This is a genomic window from Seonamhaeicola maritimus (assembly GCF_008056315.1).
GTDB classification, from domain to species: domain Bacteria; phylum Bacteroidota; class Bacteroidia; order Flavobacteriales; family Flavobacteriaceae; genus Seonamhaeicola; species Seonamhaeicola maritimus.
Window position 1 is genome coordinate 83,911 of the sequence record NZ_VRKQ01000008.1, and the last position, 18,352, is coordinate 102,262.

Below are 18,352 nucleotides of genomic sequence, written 5' to 3' on the forward strand. Positions count from 1 at the left end.
CCAATATAAAATGAATCTAAGACCTTTAATTTTAATTGTTGCGGGGTTTTTCTGTTTAACTATGAACGGACAATCTAGAGGTATTTATATGTCCTCGGAGTCTGAAGTGACCAAATTAGCTTTGGAAAAGTTAGCTGCTCAAATTAGTTTTTCAAAGCACGATATGGAGGCAATTAATAAAACTAAAACCGTAGATTCAAAAATCATATTATTAAATATAGAGCATGATAAATCTTGGATAAAGAAATTCAAATTAAAACTAGAGGATATTAAGTCGGAGGGTTTTCAAATAATAAATCAAGATAAGGATACCTATTTGGTAGCTTTTGATGATGCTGGTTTAATGTATGGGATATTAGAGTTAAAGGATCAGCTTAAGCTATTTGGTGAAGATTCAAAATTTAAGGAGAAAACAGAAAATCCGCATTTTTCATTTAGGGCTGTAAAATTTAACCTTCCTTGGTCATCTTATAGGATTGGTGAATCGCTTCATCTTCACATGAAGACAGTAAAAGATACGGTTTTCTGGGAAGGCTATTTAGATATGATGGCGGAGCAAAGGTTAAATGCTTTAACGCTTTGGAATTTACACCCCTTCACATTCATGATTCAACCAGAAAAATTTCCTGAGGCAACCCAATTTTCTGGACAGGAGTTTAAAGATTGGCAGGCCTTTTGGCGTACGCTATTTAAAATGGCTAAAGATCGCAGCATAGAAACTTACATTGTAAATTGGAACATTATTACTTCACCAGGCTTGACCGAAACCCACAATGTAGCTAACTATAAAGACGATTTGGAATGGCATTATGGTTTTACACCGGCAGATACCTCGCAGGTCATTGTAGATTATATGAGAGAAAGTATTACCCAGACCATCAACGAATATCCTAATTTAACAGGTTTAGGAGTTAGCATAGGCGAGCGCATGAAAATGCCTATGGAAGAAGCTATGAAATGGGTGAAAAATACTTTTGTGGCTGGTATGAAAAATGCCAATCGTAAAGTAAAGTTCATTCATAGAGCACCCTTTAAAGTGGAGCCTGAAATAGCTAGAGAATATATAGAATCTTACACAGATACTGAAGGACCAATTATAATGGAATTCAAGTTCAATTGGTCTCATGGGCATTCAACCCCAAATTTGGCCATAACCCATGGAGGAAAAGTGTCTGATCAGTATTGGAATCCCAAACCTTCAAACTATAAAATGGCTTGGATGATGCGTAATGAAGATTTTATTATGTTGAATTGGGGTAATACAGAATTCATTCGTGAACATATTAAAGTAAACGATTTTCAAGATATCACAATGGGGTATTTTATTGGCTCTGAAACCTATATTCCGGCTAAGGAATATAGAATGAGACCTGAGAGTAATTATAATTGGAAATACGCTTACGAAAAAGATTGGGAGTTCTATCAAATGTGGGGACGCCTAATGTATGACCCGAATACTAGTGACAATTATTTTATTCAAAATTTTAAACACAGGTATGGCGATGCTGTTGGTGAGTCTTTGTTTAGGGCCTTACAGTTAGGAAGTGAAATGCCATTACGGTTTTCAACATACTACAAAGGTACTTGGGACTTCACCATATATAGTGAGGGTTTCCTTAACGGAAAACAACTTTATAGAAATTACAAAGAAGCTGAAGATGCTTTTATCCAGATTGATGAAATGATTACTCATGAAACCTTGGATCCACTTTATCTTAATATTGATAATTATAACAACCTTAAATTAGAGAATAAAGCCATCGGAGATGAACTAGTAACCCCATTAGAAATTGCTGAAGAAATGGAGCAAAACGGATTGCTAATTTTGGAGTTGTGTGAACAAATTCAAGATAAGCCTTCACGAAATCTAGATAACTTTAATATAGAGCTCAATGATGTAAAAGCATGGGCAAACTTAAGCCTGTATTTTGCAGATAAACTTATGGCGGGTATTTATTTGGATGAAGCCGTTAAAACTAAGAACGAAACGAAAAGGCAAAAAGCTATTGGTTTTCTAAAGAATGCCTCAAAGCATTGGTTAGATTTAGTTGAATCTACACAGCAATACCAAGAAGTTTCTTTGCTGCATATTAGGTCTTTCAAATTTTCTTGGGAAATGTATTATCCAAGAGTTTTGAAGGATATTGAAATAGCAGAAGCCATAAAATTTTAAACTTTATTAATAAAGAAAACCCCATAAACTATGAAGCGAAACAGTATAATCCTTTTTGTAATAGTCTTATTGATATCTGGAAAAGTGAGTGTTTTTGCCCAAGAACAACAGCCAAACATACTGTTCATATTAACAGATGATCAAAGATATGACTCCGTAAAAACATTTAACAAGGCTATTGATGGTCAAGAGATGAGTAGTTTAGGTTATATTGAATCACCAGAGGTTGATAAACTGGCTGCTCAAGGCACAACATTTATAAACACCTATTGTCAAGCGGCTGGGTGTGCGCCTTCTCGCGCGGTTATGCATCAAGGACGTTATCCTTTTAGGTCTGGTATTTATGAATTTGAATGGCATAACAATGTTGCTGAACATATGGAACCTTCTCTACCAGAGCAATTGGCAACAATGGGCTATCAAACATTTCACGTTGGTAAACTGGGTTACAGACTTAAAGGGTTGACTGAAGATGGAAAAACAAAAAGTCATAAAGTATATCAAACCGATATTGATTTCAGAAGATTAGGTTTTGAAGGGTTAACTGATTATACCTATGGAAGCATTAAAGAAATAGATGGAAAACTGCTTAATCCACCAGTGACTAGAGTCGAATTGTTTGTCACTCCAGAAGGTGAATTTGAATATGTTTGTGACGAATTAATATCACAAAGAAAAGAGTATAAGACTGTTGCCAAAGAGCTTACAGAGAAGTATGATTTGATAAGACATTATAAAAAAGGAACAAAAGAATCTAATTCAAAAGGGATGATAATTTCCGGGGTGAGTCCGCAACCGGCAGGAAAAACACGGGATGGTTATTATACGCATTTCTTGAATGAATACTTGATTAATGAAAATCAACAATTTAATGCAGGAAAACTTAAGTTTAAAGGCGTTGACCCATCAAAACCAGTATTTGCCCATATTGGCTATGATTTTCCGCACACACCTGTTCTGCCACCAGCAGATTACCGCGAGCGTTTTCAAAAACATACTTATAAAATTCCGAAGATTACAGATAAAGAATTACAAGCAATACCTGAACAGGTTAAAAGACTAGTCAATAATAAGTACACGGATCATATGACTGAGGAAGACTTACAGAAAATGATCCAAGATTATTATGCTTTTTGTGCTTATGGAGATAGGTTAGTTGGTAAAGCAGCTAATGATTTTATTGCTTATAGCGAAAAACATAAGCAACCATGGATGATTATTTATGTATGCGGAGATCACGGATGGAAGTTAAATGAACACGGAGCTACGTCAAAATTCACTCCTTGGGAATGGGATACGCATAACCCTATGATTGTGGTTTCGTCTGATAAAAAGAAATTCCCTGCGGGAAAAATAGTTAGGGAGTTTACTGAATTTGTCGATATAGCACCTACTGCTTTAGGTGCTGCCGGAGCTGATTTAACTAATGAGAAATTCGAGTATTTAGATGGTTTAGATTTATCAAAAACCGTTTCTAAAGAAGCGCCAATAAGAGATTATATTATTGGGGAAACACATGCTGTTATTGGTCCAAGAGCCTTCATTAGAACAAAAGATTATGTGTTGTCTGTAAAAACGAGGCCATCAAGAAAGGAAGGTGAAAATATGAAATGGGCATTATCAGCTTCATGGGAAGATCTGGATCCAGCCTTATACGATTCTAAAAAAGACCCGCAAGAAATTAACAATGTAGCTTTTGATAAGAAGTATCAAAAAATAGCAAAAAAGATGAAGGACAAATTATTGAATATTGTTCTTGGAGATAATCGAGTTGAGATTAATTGGGGAAGATGGGGAGAAGGCACTAAAATTTACAGAAGTAATTTTGCAGCTGGAGCACATGATTATAAGCTAAAACTTTAAAGCGAATAAAGAAAATCAATATAAAAAATGAAAAATAGATTAGTTATAGGAGTCCTATGTTTTCTAGGGTTTTTCAAGATAGGTTATGCCCAAGAAAAACAGCCTAATGTACTTTGGGTGTTAACAGATGACCAACGTTATGATGCCATTCCTGCATTTAATAAGATGTTGCATGGTAGAGAGAATAGTGCCCTAGGGTATGTAGAATCTCCAAATGTAGACCGACTTTCAGAAATGGGAACTACTTTTATAAATACCTATTGTCAAGCACAAGGCTGTGCTCCTTCTAGAGCCTCTATGCATACAGGTAGATACCCCTTTCGTTCAGGAATATACCAGTTTGAATACTTTAACAATAATACAGATAACTCGTATCCATTATTACCAGAGGAAATGGTGAAATTGGGCTATCAAACTTTGCATGTGGGTAAATTAGGAGTTCGTATTAGAACATTAAAAAATAACAATGCGGTAAAGTTTCCTGTGTATCAGGTGGATATAGATTCAAAAATTATTGAAAATGAAGGTTTACCTGAATGGGGGAAAGAATCTGTTGTAAAGGAAGTTAATGGAGTAAAATTAAAGAAACCTTTAAAAAACGTTACTTATTTTAAAGATGCGGATGGTACGATTTACTACAAATCTGAAGTATTGGAGAAAGAAAACCCGCAATTAAGTGGTATGGCAAAAGAAGCTTTTGATAAGTATGAGCTTTTTTATAAATACAACAAGAAAAAAGGTCAGCCTCAAAGTGTTTTCAACAAAGGTGTATTGGCAGGTGTAAGTCCGCAACCATATGGAAAAACTAGAGATGGCCATTATACAACCTCCTTTGTAAACTTTCTGGAAAATGAAAATAAACAGTTTAAAGTAGGCGAAACAATTTTTGGAGGCGTTAATTCATCAAAACCATTATTTGCTCATATAGGATACGATTTTCCGCATACTCCAGTGTTACCACCTAAAGAATATAGAGATCGTTTTCAAAAGTATTCGTATGACATTCCAGAACTTACAAAAGAAGAATTTAAGAAAATGGCAAAAGCCTTTCAAAAGAGAGTGAATTTAAGTTATTCAGATGATTATACCGATGTGGAAAAACAAAAAATGGTTCAAGATTACTATGCTTTTTGTGCCTATGGAGATGCTTTAATAGGAGAGGCAGTAGATGCGTTTATTGATTACAGTGAAAGTAAAAAACAACCTTGGTTAATAGTTTATGTATGTGGAGATCATGGCTGGAAGCTTAATGAACATGGTTCTATTGCAAAAAATACACCTTGGGAAATAGATAGCCATAACCCTATAATTGTGGTGTCTTCCGATAAGAAAAAATTCCCAAAAGGTAAGGTGGTTAGAGACTTTACGGAGTTTGTAGATATTGCACCAACTATTCTTAATGCTGCTGGTGCAGATATTTATAGCAATAGTTTTAAGCACTTAGATGGCTTGGACTTAGAAAAAGTAGTATCTGGAAATGCATCGGTAAGAGATTATGTTATTGGAGAAAGTCATCATGGCATAGGACCAAGAGCATACATAAGGACAAAAGATTATATGTTCTCAGTAAAAACAAGGCCTAATTCAAAAAGAGGTATAAAAATGGATTGGGCTATGAATGCTAGCTACCAAGATTTAGATCCTGCATTGTATCATACAAAAAAAGACCCTCAAGAGATTGATAACCTAGCCTTTAATTCAAAATACAATAAAATAGCAATGCAATTGAAAGAGAAGTTGCTAAACATTGTTATTGGTGATGGTAGATCAGAAATAAATTGGGGAGGCGATAATTATGGAAAAAACACCAAGGCCATAGGTACCAAGGTTTACAAAAGCAATTTTGCCAAAGGATCACATGATTTTAAATTAAAATTAGCAAATACTAAATAGAAATGAAAAGAAGCATAGTAATTGTACTGTTGCTTTTAATAGCAGTAAATAAAGTTGGTTTTAGTCAAGAACAACAACCCAATGTACTTTGGGTGTTAACAGATGACCATCGATATGATGCCATTAAATCCTTTAACAAAATGCTCCACGGTAGGGAAAACAGTGAATTGGGCTATGTGGAGTCGCCACAGGCGGATAGGCTCACGGAAATGGGGACTACTTTTATTAATACCTATTGTCAAGCCGCTGGTTGTGCACCATCAAGAACCTCCATGCACTCGGGTCGTTATCCCTTTCGTTCAGGAGTTTATGAGTTTGAATATTATAATAATAATGCAGAACACTATGAACCGTATTTGCCGGAACAAATGGAAAGTTTAGGCTATCAAACGGTGCATATAGGTAAATTAGGTGTCAGGATTAAGACCATTAAAAATGGAAAAGCGGTTCCGCATGAATTGTATCAAACAGATATTAACTTTAAGCAGCTAAGAAGAGACGGACTTACAGGTTGGGGTAAAGATTGGTTCTATGAATTAGATGGTGAAAAATTAGAAAAGCCATTAAAAAGCACAGAGTTTTTCGTAACCGAAGACGGTGAGTTTGAATACATTTCAGAAAGGTTAGAAAATGAGTTTACAAAATATAAAGGAACTGCAGAAAAAGCGCATAGGAAATATGACTTGTTAAGGCATTACAATAAAAAGAAAGGTCCTCAAACCCCATTTTCACCAGGTATATTAGCAGGAGTAAGTTCAAGAAAAGCAGGAGAAACCAGAGATGGGTATTATTCTTCAATATTCGAAGAATTTCTTAAAAATGAAAATAGGGAGTTCAAAGCTGGTTCAAGGACTTTTGAAGGTGTAGATACGGGTAAACCCCTATTCTGTCATATAGGATATGATTTTCCACATACACCGGTATTACCACCAGCAAGTTACAGGGACCGTTTTAAAAAGTATACTTATAAGGTGCCCGCTTTTGATGAGGATGAATTGAAAACTATGTCTGCTCAACAGAAGAAGCAGGTAATGAACAGCTATACGAATCATTTTACAGCTGCCGAAAAACAAGCTATGATTCAAGATTATTTCGCGTTTTGTGCTTATGGTGATGATTTAGTTGGTCAAGCAGTTGATGATTTTATAGCATATAGTGAAAAAAACAACCAACCTTGGATGGTCATGTACGTAGTTGGAGATCATGGTTGGAAATTAAATGATCATGGGTCCGTTTCAAAATTTACACCTTGGGAAATTGATACCCATAACCCCATTATTGTAGTGTCTTCAAATAAAAAGAAATTTCCTGCCGGAAAAGTTGTTAGGGATTATACTGAATTTGTGGATATAGCCCCAACAATATTAGCAGCAGGAGGTGCCGATCTAAAAGCTGAAAAATTTGAATATTTAGACGGCTTGGACATGGCCGATGTTGCGGCGGGAAAATCGCCTAAAAGAGATTATATCATAGGAGAAGCTCATGCGGTTACTGGTCCAAGGGCTTTTATTCGAACAAAAGATTATGTATTCTCCATGCAAACGCGTCCGAATAAAACCAGAGGTAAAGATATGGATTGGGCCCTCAAAGCATCTTATGAAGATTTAGATCCGGCATTATACGATACCAATAAAGACCCACACGAAGTGAACAATTTAGCATTCAATAAGAAGTATCAAAAAATAGCTAATAAAATGAAAGAGAAGCTTATCAATATTGTGCTTGGTGATAATAGAGTTGAAGTAGGTTGGGGTAAAGGTGGTAATGTTACAGGAACTACCGTTTACAGAAGTAATTTTGCACCAGGATCACACGATTATAAATTAAAGTTATAGAAGAAATATGAGTTCATTTCCAAGGGTAGGTATATTTTTATTAGTGATTTGTAGCAAGCCACAAACTATAAATAAAAAAGTACAAATGGCATTATGTGTTTTAATGCTAACAATCTCATTTCTTTTTTCACAAGAAAAGTATGTAGCACCACCACATCAAGAATTTGATGTCAACTCCATTATTTTGAAAACAAGGCTCAGAGAGTTAAATGAGGATATTTTAAGAAATGGTATTTTACTAGACACAACCATAACCAATAAGAAACTGCTTACGGGTTACAAATATGAACAATTTTACGATTGGGATTTATATTTTGAAAACATCTACATGTCCTATTATGGTATTTCTAATTTTAATTTTGATAACCTCGAAGGCTTTTTTGCTATTCAGCATCCTGATGGCTTTATAAAAAGATGTTTCGGCCCAAAGCCATTTGGTCTTACCCATCATTTTAAACCTTTTATTGCTCAAATAATTGTATTGGGTTCTCGTCAGACCGGAAATTGGAAATGGGCAAAAAAATATTATGAACAGACAAAACTATATTTAAAGCATTGGTTTGAATATGATACAGATAAAAACGGATTGTGCTTCTGGTCTGGTAAGCAAATGAAAGGATGGTCAGGGGCTTCTGATCATAGTGGTATGGATAACCAAAACACCCGTACACTCGGAAAGAGTGAAGGTGTTGACTTAAATTGTTATTTGGTTCGAGAGTTAGAAGCTATGGCTGTTATTGCAAAGGAGATTGGAAGGAAGAAAGATATTACCCAATATAAAGAGCACGCAAAACAATTAAAGGCTTTAATAAATGAACATTTATGGGACGATAAATCAGGCTTTTATTACGATAGAAATGAGGAGGACGGAAAAACCACATTCGTAAAATCTGTTTCTGGATTTACACCTATTTGGGCAGGTGTGGCTTCAAAGACTCAAGTTAAACGCATGGTGGAAGAACATTTGAAAAACACTAAAGAATTCTGGTCTACCTACCCCGTGCCTTCGTATGCTATGACAGAACCTGACTATCGCCAGAATTATCAAGGTCAAAAAGGATGTAACTGGAAAGGTAATACTTGGATTCCAACCAACTACATGATTTGCCATGGTTTAATGGATTATAACTACGAGGAAATTGCTAAGGAAATTGCACTAAAAACTTATAATATGGTATTGGGAAATAAGGCTACACGTGAGTTTTACAATGCCGAGACTGGTGAAGGTAATGGAATGAATCCGTTTTTTGGGTGGTCATCTTTAGCTTATTTTTTACCTCTTGAGCTAGAGCTAGATTATAACCCTACCAATATAAATGAAACAAATATTCAAAAATTGAGTGAAGAAATCGGCATCAATTTTAAATAAAAAAGAATGTATAGAATAGTTAAATCATATTGTACGTTTGGTCTTCTATTGTTCATTACAATGATATGTTCAAGGTGTGGATCGAAGGTAGAGGAAAAACAGCCGAACATATTATTTTGTATTGCCGATGACGTTAGTTTTATTCATACTTCAATTCAGGGTACGGCAGAGATAAGTACTCCAAATTTTGATAGAGTTGCTAGTCAAGGTGTTTTATTTAATAATGCTTATTGTAATGCTTCTTCGTGTGCGCCATCAAGAGCTTCTATTTTAACAGGACGAAATATATGGGAGTTGGAAGAAGGAGGGCTTTTATTTGGAGGCTTACCTAAAAAATTTCCGACATTTCCAAGTTTGTTAAGGCAGCATGGATATATTACAGGATATAGTGGTAAAGGCTATATGCCAGCTAATAGAAAAGAACCATATCAAGAGCAACCGTTGGCTCCTGAGTATAACAAACTAAAGAATAAGGTTCCTCAATTCATGTCAAACAAAGATTATTCGGGAAATTTTGAAGAGTTTCTTTCAGAAAAAGACCATGATAAACCCTTCTTCTTTTGGTACGGTTCTCATGAAGCACACCGAAAGTATAAATCTGGAATTGGCGTTGAATCTGGTAAAGACATTTCTAAAATAAAAGTACCAGGGTTTTTGCCTGACAATGATTTAGTAAGAAGTGACATAGCCGATTATTATTATGAAATAGAATGGTTTGATGATCATTTAGGGAGAATGATTAAATCTTTGGAAGCAGTTGGAGAATTAGAAAATACCATCATCATTGTAACGGCAGATAATGGAATGCCATTTCCACGAGCAAAAAGTACATGTTATGATTATGGAACTCATATGCCATTAGCAATTTGCTGGGGAAAAAAAATTAAAGGAGGTGCCAAAGTTGATGACTTTATCAGTTTTACTGATTTCTCTCCCACCTTATTAGAGGCCTTAGGGCTTGAAGCTCCGGAGGGAACTACTGGTAATAGCTTTTTAGATGTTTTGCTCTCAGGAAAAAGCGGGCAAGTAGATGCAAACCGAGATAAAGTATTCACGGCATTAGAGCGCCATACGTATTGCCGACCGGATGGAATGCCTTACCCAATTAGAACGATTAGAAAGGGTGATTGGTTATATATTGAGAATTTTGAACCAGACAGATGGCCTGCAGGAGATGCCGATTTTAAGTCACCACATCAGGGTATCTATGGTGATATAGATGCTAGTCCTACACGTACTTATTTAATTGAAAATAAAGAGGACGATTCTATAAAATATTATTCGAATTTATCTATATCAAAACATCCAAAAGTAGAGCTGTATAATGTAAAAGAAGATCCCTACAACTTATACAATCTAGCTTTAGAAGAAAAATATATAGAACGGTGTAAAGCATTAAAATCAGAATTATTCAACTATTTAAAAGAAACAAATGACCCTAGAATGGATGGGAAATCCCCATGGGATAATTACCCATACTTTTTCAATGGGTTTGAAGAAAAACATTTAAAGGCCATTGGTCAAAGAGATAATAATTAAGAAAAGAATAATACTAACATGAGAAATAAAATGGTTAAACTATTAGTAGCCCTTGTTGCTACAGTATCTTTAACAAACGCGCAAGAAAAATTCAAGCCAAATTGGGACAGTTTAAAAAAGCACAAGCCAGCTCCAGAATGGTTTGCAGATGCAAAATTAGGAGTTTATTTTCATTGGGGAGTCTACAATGTTCCCGCAAATGGAAATGAGTGGTATGGTCGTTTTATGTATGAAAAAGACCGTAGAAAAAACTGGGGTAAGGACATTTACGATTATCACACCAAAACTTATGGTAGAGATATAGATTATCACGATTTTATTCCACAATGGAAAGCAGAGAAATTTTCGGCAAAACGTTGGGTGGATATGTTTGAAAACATGGGAGCAAAATTTATTGGAACCATTGCAGAACATCATGATGGCTTTTCATTGTGGAAAAGTGAAGTCAATCCTTGGAATTCTTTTGATAAAGGCCCAGGTATTGATGTGGTAAAAGAAATTGGTCAAGAAGTAAAAAAACGTGATTTAAAATTCATGACTACGTTTCATCATGGTTTTCATATGCATTTTTATCCCAAAAAGGAGAATAGTTTCTTGCGCCCTTTAAGCATGCACGCAGCAACTTATAAAGACCCAGAGGTTCCTCAAGATGAAGAATACCGTATTCTTTACGGGAATACAACCTATAAAGAAGAATGTGATATTTGGTTAGGTAAATTAAATGAAGTGATTGAGTCTAGTTGTCCGGATTATATTTGGATGGATTTTGCTCAAGGATATATTAAAGAAGATTATCGTTTGCAGTTTTTAGCTAATTATTTCAACAAAGCAAAAGAATTAAATAAAGACGTAGTTGTAAATACAAAAGGAACATTTTTTCCAACCAATTTGGCGGTGGTTAATGTTGAAAGAGCAACCATGGAAGATATTACCGATGAGGTTTGGGTAACCGATTTTCAATTAGGAAGTTCTTGGGGGTATAATAAAGACAAACGTACTGCTGTTGATCCACAAAAAATGATAAAAATTTTAGCAGAAGTAATCAGTAAAAATGGTGTAATGATTTTAGCGGCTGCACCCATGGCTGAAGGTGTTATTCCAGTAGAACAGGCCGAAACAATGAAAGAAATTGGAGCTTGGTTACAGTTATATGGAGAGGGAGTTTACAGTACCCGCCCATTTGTGGAATTCGGTCAAGGACCAACAGAACTTAAGCGTAACCCTGAAGACGAGTGGAATGATTATGGAGCAATCAAAGCTGGTTTATACGACTTAAATGCAAAAGACATTCGATATACCAAAAAAGATAAGAATGTATATGCAATACAATTGGGATGGCCTGGTTCTAAAAAAGAAATTGCACTAGAAACTTTTGCGGGAAAAGCCAAAGATTTAAAGATTAAGTCTATTTCAGTTTTAGGCTCAAAAGAAAGAATAAAGTGGAAAAAAACAGCGGATGGATTAGTGGTTACTTCACCAAAAAAGAAACCTGCAAAAGGTGATGCTGCCATTGTATATAGAATAAAATTAAGATAAGTGGATTATGAAATTTAGCATTACAGTTTTAATTTTTAGTTGTTTTCTTGGGTTGAAGACTATAAGTGCACAAGATCAACCAAACTTTATTGTCATTTTTACAGATGACCAAGGTTACGAAGATTTGAGTTGTTTTGGTTCAAATAAATTGAAAACTCCCAACTTAGACCAAATGGCAAAAGAAGGAGTGAAACTAACAAGTTTTTACGTGGCTTCATCTGTTTGTTCCCCTTCAAGAGCAGCATTGTTAACTGGAAGAATGCCTAAACGAGTTGGTGTTCCGGGGGTTTTGTTTCCAAGGAAAAATGAAAAAGGATTACCTACTGAAGAAATAACAATTGCAGAATTATTGAAAGAGAAAAATTATGCTACTACTTTGGTTGGTAAATGGCATCTGGGACATGATAAAAAGTATTTGCCATTAAATCAAGGCTTTGATTCTTATTATGGAATTCCATATAGTAATAATATGTCAATAGCTGATGGCATCGATATATCCCCAAATATTGTTTTTAATGATGGATATACAAGTGAAAAAATGTATTCAGACATTAGCAAAATAGAATCAGAATCTAAAAAAGGAGCAAAAAATAGTTTAAAGAATAAACCACCTCTAATGCGAGGGAATCAGATTGTTGAGTATCCAACAAATCAGAATACATTAACAGAAAGGTATACCAAAGAAGCCATTTCCTTTATTAAACAAAATAAAAACAAACCTTTCTTCTTGTATTTCGCTCACTCTTTCCCACATGTGCCTATTTATGCTGGTGATAATTTTAAAGGGTCTAGTGGTACATCTCCATTTTATGATGCAGTTCAAGAAATTGATTGGAGTGTTGGCGAAGTAATGAAAGCTTTAAAAGAAAACGGTTTAGATAAAAATACAATCGTAATTTTTACTTCAGACAATGGACCCAATAGTCATGGTTCAGCAAAACCTTTGAAAGGAAGAAAATTTGACACCTATGAAGGTGGGCAAAGAGTTCCAGCAATTTTTTGGGCACCTAATAAAATAAAATCGGGCATGGTGAGTGATGAGATTGTTTCATCCTTAGATATATTACCAACAATTGCATCATATGCCAATATTCCGTTACCAAATGATAGGGTTTTTGACGGTTATGATATGTCTGATTTCTTGAAAGGGAAAATGGAGCAGTCACCAAGAAAAGAAATGTTTTTCTATGGATCAAACTCGACTGAAATTGATGGTATCCGATTGGGTGATTGGAAATATTTGATAAATGGTTATAGAAAAACGTCTTGGAGAAAGCTTACTGAAGAAGATTTAAAAATGAAGCTTTTCAATTTAAAGGAAGATAAATCGGAATCTAGAAATCTAATTGAAACTAAGACTAAAAAAGCGAATGAACTTGTAAGGAGAATGCAACGTTTTGACAGGGATTTAGAAAAGGATATTTCAAAATAACTTGGTTTAAAATTTTGAATGTGCCCTTTTAAAGTAAAAGTGGTGAAAGTTTATTCAAGAATATTAAATATGAATCATAAAAACAGATTACCTGATAGAAGAAGTACTAGGCTGTTTCTTACTTTGCTGATTTGCAATCTATTATTTTCTATCGCTATTACAGCCCAAGGAGAAAATGAGAATTGGCACATACCCGATTTATCGGGTAAATATAAAGCCCATCCTAATGGTGTATTTGTAGAGTTGGCAGACTCTATACCTATTCGTGGTACTCTATATCGAATTAGAGTGCCAAAAAACTGGAATGGATTTTTAATTAGTGATTTGGATTATTATAAATCAGCAGATTCCCATCGAAATGTGAAACTTTTAGAAATGGGATATGCCTTATCGGGAACAAAAAGACGTGCGGGTCGAATGTTGGCTTATGATCCGGCTCATGAAATACACGATTTGATTTCTGTGCTAGATATATTTGAAGCTAACTTTGGAAAACCCAGAAGGACAATTCAATTGGGCTGTTCTGGGGGCGGTACCGTTACAATTGCCATGGCCGAAATACATCCGGATAGAATAGATGGAGCAATTGCACTTTGTGGAGCAACAAGTCCCTGGATGGCTAATACACATTTAGATGCGTTTTTTGTACTAAAGGCACTTTTAGCTCCAGAACTTCCAATTTTAGATATTCCGCTAAAAGGTCTGGAAATGCAAAAAATTGCTCAAGACTGGCAAGAGGTTGTTAGGGCAGCTCAACAAACACCAGAAGGACGGGCCAGAATAGCTTTGGCAATAACAATTGGACAATGGCAGGCCTGGGGAGGAAAAGGGGAAGCTCCAGTACCCAACCCAAATTTGAAAAACACAATGGAATTACAGAAAAGTATGTATGAAAGTTTGGTTGGTCTTCTGCCTAGTAGAGGGACCTTTGGGACTACTATGATTGAACTTGCTGCACCAGGACAAATAAAATGGAATACCGGTGTTGATTACAGAGAGTTTTATAAAAACGGAAACGAACTATATAAAAAAACGGTTGAGAAATTATATAAAGAAGCCGGAATAAGTTTAAGAGGTGATATTGATAAAATCAATGATTTTCCAAGATTTAAAGCAGATGCCTCTGCAAAACAATGGTGGAGTAAACCAGGACGAACACATATAGGTGAACCTAAAATTCCTTTTTTAAGATTAAGTACTAGTGGAGATGGATTAGTATATCCTGCAATGGTAAAGGGTTATGAAGATTTAGTAGTTAAAAATGGTTATTCAGAGCTCTTTCGTAGTGCTTATGTAAATAGATGGGGTCATTGCACTTTTACAGTAGGAGAATGGTTAGCAGCTATTGAAACATTGAAGCAGCGAATTGATTCTGGGGTCTGGCCAAGTACAAAGCCCGCTAACCTAAATAAATTATCTAAGAAATTGGATCCAGATTCTAAGTCTGAATATTTTAAGTTTAAAACAGTAAAAAAGTACAATCGCACTTGGGTGCCAGGAATTGAAGACTTTATAGGAGATAATGAATAGTATTAGAAGATTTTTAATAGTAATTACATCATTGATTTTTACTGTGTCTGTTTTTTCACAGATTGTAAAAAAACCAAACATCATTTTAATTATGGCAGATGACGTTAGCTGGAATTGTTTTGGAACGTATGGTGCCGAAGATTATAAAACGCCTAATATTGATGCTTTAGCTTCTGAGGGAATGAAATTTAACCATTGTTATTCCACACCAATTTGTACGCCTTCAAGGGTTAAAATCATGACCGGGCAATATAATTTTAGGAATTACACACATTTCGGGTATCTGAATCCTAACGATAAGACCTTTGCTCATTTACTGAAAGATGCAGGATACAAAACGGCTATTGCCGGTAAATGGCAATTGAATGGGCTTTATAATAAATTGGAAGGCCATTTAGATAAAGATAGACCTCAAAAAGCTGGTTTTGATGTGTCCTGTTTGTGGCAAGTAACAACTGGGAAAACTGGAGAAAATGGAGGCGAACGTTTTTGGAGTCCCCCGTTGCTGCAAAATGGAGAATTTCTAACCAAAGAAGATAATGCCGGAAAATATGGGCCGGATATCATGTCGGACTTTGTTTGCGATTTCATTGAAAAGAACAAAGATGAACATTTCTTTGTGTACTATCCCACCGTTTTGGTACATAGCCCTTTTGTACCAACACCCGATACCATAGGCAATCAACCCAGAAGCCATGATGCGAATAAAACCCCCAAAGATCAAGAGTCTAAAAAAGCCAATTACGTGGCCATGGTGAATTACCTGGATAAAATAGTGGGTAAGATAGTAGCAAAAGTGGAAGCCGTTGGTCAACTTGATAATACCATCATACTCTTTACTTCAGATAACGGAACAGCCTCAATAACCTCGAGATGGAATGGACAAGATATAAGGGGAGCAAAAGGGAGAACCGTAGATATGGGAACACATGTGCCATTGGTGACCTATTGGAAAGGGCATACACCAAATGGTTTGGAAAGTGATGATTTAATTGATTTCACCGATTTCTACACCACCTTTGCTGAAGCCTCTTCGATTGAACTGGGTGAAGATGACCCCTTTGATGGGAGAAGTTTTTTACCGCAACTTCGAGGGCAAACAGGTGCTCCTCGTGATTGGGTGTTTTGGCAATATCAACCTTATTGGGGAAAATTTAAAGGCATTCAGTTTGTACGAAATCAAACATATAAATTATATAAAGATGGTGCCTTATATAATGTCCCTAATGATATTCATGAAAAGCATAATCTGATATCAGAATCAAATAATGTGTCAGTTCAAAAAGCAAAAAATAGTCTTCAAAAGGTATTAGATAAGGCACCTCCTGCTCCAGTAGTTGAAGGAGGAAGGAATGCCACTGAACGTGTAGTGTATCCTAGTTGGAAGAACCTTATTAATCCAAATGATTAAGAATTAGGACAGATGAAGGTAACTGATATTATTAAGTATATGAAAATTAAAAGCTTTAAAATGAAGTACTCACTGTTACTTATAGGCATTTTGATGACGCAATTAATCCTCGCGCAGAAAAATGAACGCCCCAATATCATATTCATTCTTACGGACGACCAGTCTTATGGAATGATGGAGTGTACAGGGAACAAAATTATTAAAACACCCAATCTCAATAAATTAGCAAATGAAGGGGTTTTGTTTACCAATGCTCATATTACAAGTGCTATCTGTACACCCAGTAGAGTGTCTATCTTTTTGAGTCAGTATGAACGTAAGCATGGTGTGAATTTCAATTCTGCTACAGCAGTTTCTGAGGATGCTTGGGCACAATCCTATCCTGTTTTAATGAGAGAGGCAGGGTATTATACAGGTTATATTGGCAAAAATCATGCACCTATAGGTCTAGGTGGATATGAAAGTGGGGTTTTAGAACAAAGCTTTGATTTTTGGTATGCTAGCCATGGCGGTGTGTATTTCTATCCAAAGGAAAAAAGAAAGATTTATAAAGATGCTATTGCCAATACTCAGGTTGAAATTTTAGAAGAAGGTGTGGAGCAGTTTTTAGATCCGAATGCGAGACGACTAAAAGGAGCTATCAGTTTTCTAGAAAGTAGACCAAAAGAAAAACCATTTTTACTTAATCTCAATTTTAATATTCCACATGGTGCTACTACGCAAACCATGCGCCAAAAAGAAACGGATGACGATATTTATCGTACATTATATCGTAATTTAGACATTCCATTACCCGATAATTATATTGCTAAAGCTGATATAGAAAGCCCCAAGTTACCAGCTTCATTACATCGTGCCAGAGACCGACAAGCGGGTTATAATTATGTGGATACCCCAGAAGGTTTTAAAGAGCGATATATTCGTCAATTACAATGTATAACTGGTGTTGATAGGATGATAGGTAAGCTAAGAAAAAAGTTAAAAGAACTAAAACTGGATAAAAATACCATAATCATTTTTACTTCAGACCATGGCCTTTTCATGGGAGAGCATGGTTTGGGGGGTAAAGCATTATGCTACGAAAAAACGACACATGTACCTATGTTTGTTTATAATCCAAAGCAGAAAAAGGGCTATAAGAGCGACGCTTTAGTACAAACCATTGATGTTGCTCCTACCATACTATCTTTGGCTGGTGTTAAAATCCCAGAAGCATTCCAAGGAAAAGATATTTCAGGATTTGTAAAAGGAGATAAGTCAAAAGTGAGAGACTATCTTTATACAGAGAATTTATGGTCTACAAGCTTTGGGAATCCAAGGTGTGAAGCAGTACAAACCAAAGATTGGAAGTATATTAGGTATTATGCTAATCATAACCCTTCTGCAACCGAAAAAATTAAGTTAGCTAAAGCATTTAATATGCCTTTACGGACCATGCTCTATGAGGTGCATCCTAGTCAATTGGCAATCTATCGCGGTTTTATTGAGAACCCTATAAATGGTGAGGAACCGGTTTATGAAGAATTGTATAATTTGACTAATGACCCAAGTGAAGTATTTAATTTAATTGATAAACCAGAGCATAAAGAGGTTCTAAAAGAATTAAGGTTAGCTTGGAACAAGGAAATTGCAAATGCCCGAGGAAGGGGGAAACCAAAAGTGGTGGTTTATACTAATACTAAATCGAAAATTTAGGGTGTATCTTCATTACATAATTGACTTAGCAGCATGCAATATGTTGAATAAACCAATAGAGAGCCAAAAGAATGGA

11 protein-coding genes are annotated in these 18,352 nt (G+C 35.5%); all 11 read left to right on the forward strand.

Annotated elements, in window-relative coordinates; translation table 11 throughout:
- The first annotated feature begins 10 nt into the window (after positions 1–10).
- The 11 genes from FUA22_RS00440 (at position 11) to FUA22_RS00490 (ending at position 18,276) form a co-directional block, all read left to right on the forward strand.
- Positions 11–2,173, forward strand: coding sequence for a hypothetical protein (locus FUA22_RS00440; protein WP_147765527.1), 2,163 nt, complete (start codon positions 11–13; stop codon positions 2,171–2,173).
- Between the two features lie 30 nt (positions 2,174–2,203).
- Positions 2,204–4,036: a sulfatase-like hydrolase/transferase gene (locus FUA22_RS00445; RefSeq protein ID WP_147765528.1), complete on the forward strand. Its 1,833-nt coding sequence runs from the start codon at positions 2,204–2,206 to the stop codon at positions 4,034–4,036.
- 27 nt (positions 4,037–4,063) lie between these two features.
- A complete protein-coding gene (locus tag FUA22_RS00450) occupies positions 4,064–5,929 on the forward strand; it encodes a sulfatase-like hydrolase/transferase (RefSeq protein ID WP_147765529.1) in 1,866 nt (621 codons plus the stop codon).
- A gap of 2 nt (positions 5,930–5,931) precedes the next feature.
- The gene (locus FUA22_RS00455; RefSeq protein WP_147765530.1) at positions 5,932–7,764 is read left to right on the forward strand and encodes a sulfatase-like hydrolase/transferase; all 1,833 of its coding nucleotides are present in this window, start codon (positions 5,932–5,934) and stop codon (positions 7,762–7,764) included.
- 7 nt (positions 7,765–7,771) lie between these two features.
- Positions 7,772–9,133, forward strand: a complete 1,362-nt coding sequence (locus tag FUA22_RS00460; protein WP_147765531.1) for an MGH1-like glycoside hydrolase domain-containing protein — start codon at positions 7,772–7,774, stop codon at positions 9,131–9,133.
- A 6-nt stretch (positions 9,134–9,139) separates the two neighbouring features.
- On the forward strand, positions 9,140–10,672 hold the full coding sequence (locus FUA22_RS00465; RefSeq protein ID WP_147765532.1) for a sulfatase family protein: 1,533 nt from the start codon (positions 9,140–9,142) through the stop codon (positions 10,670–10,672).
- 30 nt (positions 10,673–10,702) lie between these two features.
- Positions 10,703–12,208: an alpha-L-fucosidase gene (locus FUA22_RS00470; protein ID WP_170309809.1), complete on the forward strand. Its 1,506-nt coding sequence runs from the start codon at positions 10,703–10,705 to the stop codon at positions 12,206–12,208.
- 7 nt (positions 12,209–12,215) lie between these two features.
- Positions 12,216–13,640, forward strand: a complete 1,425-nt coding sequence (locus FUA22_RS00475) for a sulfatase family protein (protein ID WP_147765534.1) — start codon at positions 12,216–12,218, stop codon at positions 13,638–13,640.
- A gap of 69 nt (positions 13,641–13,709) precedes the next feature.
- Entirely contained in the window at positions 13,710–15,170 is a 1,461-nt protein-coding gene (locus FUA22_RS00480; protein ID WP_147765535.1) for an alpha/beta hydrolase family protein, read from the forward strand.
- Positions 15,163–16,581, forward strand: coding sequence for a sulfatase-like hydrolase/transferase (locus FUA22_RS00485; protein ID WP_147765536.1), 1,419 nt, complete (start codon positions 15,163–15,165; stop codon positions 16,579–16,581). Before FUA22_RS00480 ends, FUA22_RS00485 begins: the two co-directional genes overlap by 8 nt.
- Before the next feature lie 60 nt (positions 16,582–16,641).
- Positions 16,642–18,276, forward strand: coding sequence for a sulfatase-like hydrolase/transferase (locus FUA22_RS00490; protein WP_147765537.1), 1,635 nt, complete (start codon positions 16,642–16,644; stop codon positions 18,274–18,276).
- Positions 18,277–18,352 lie beyond the last annotated feature (76 nt).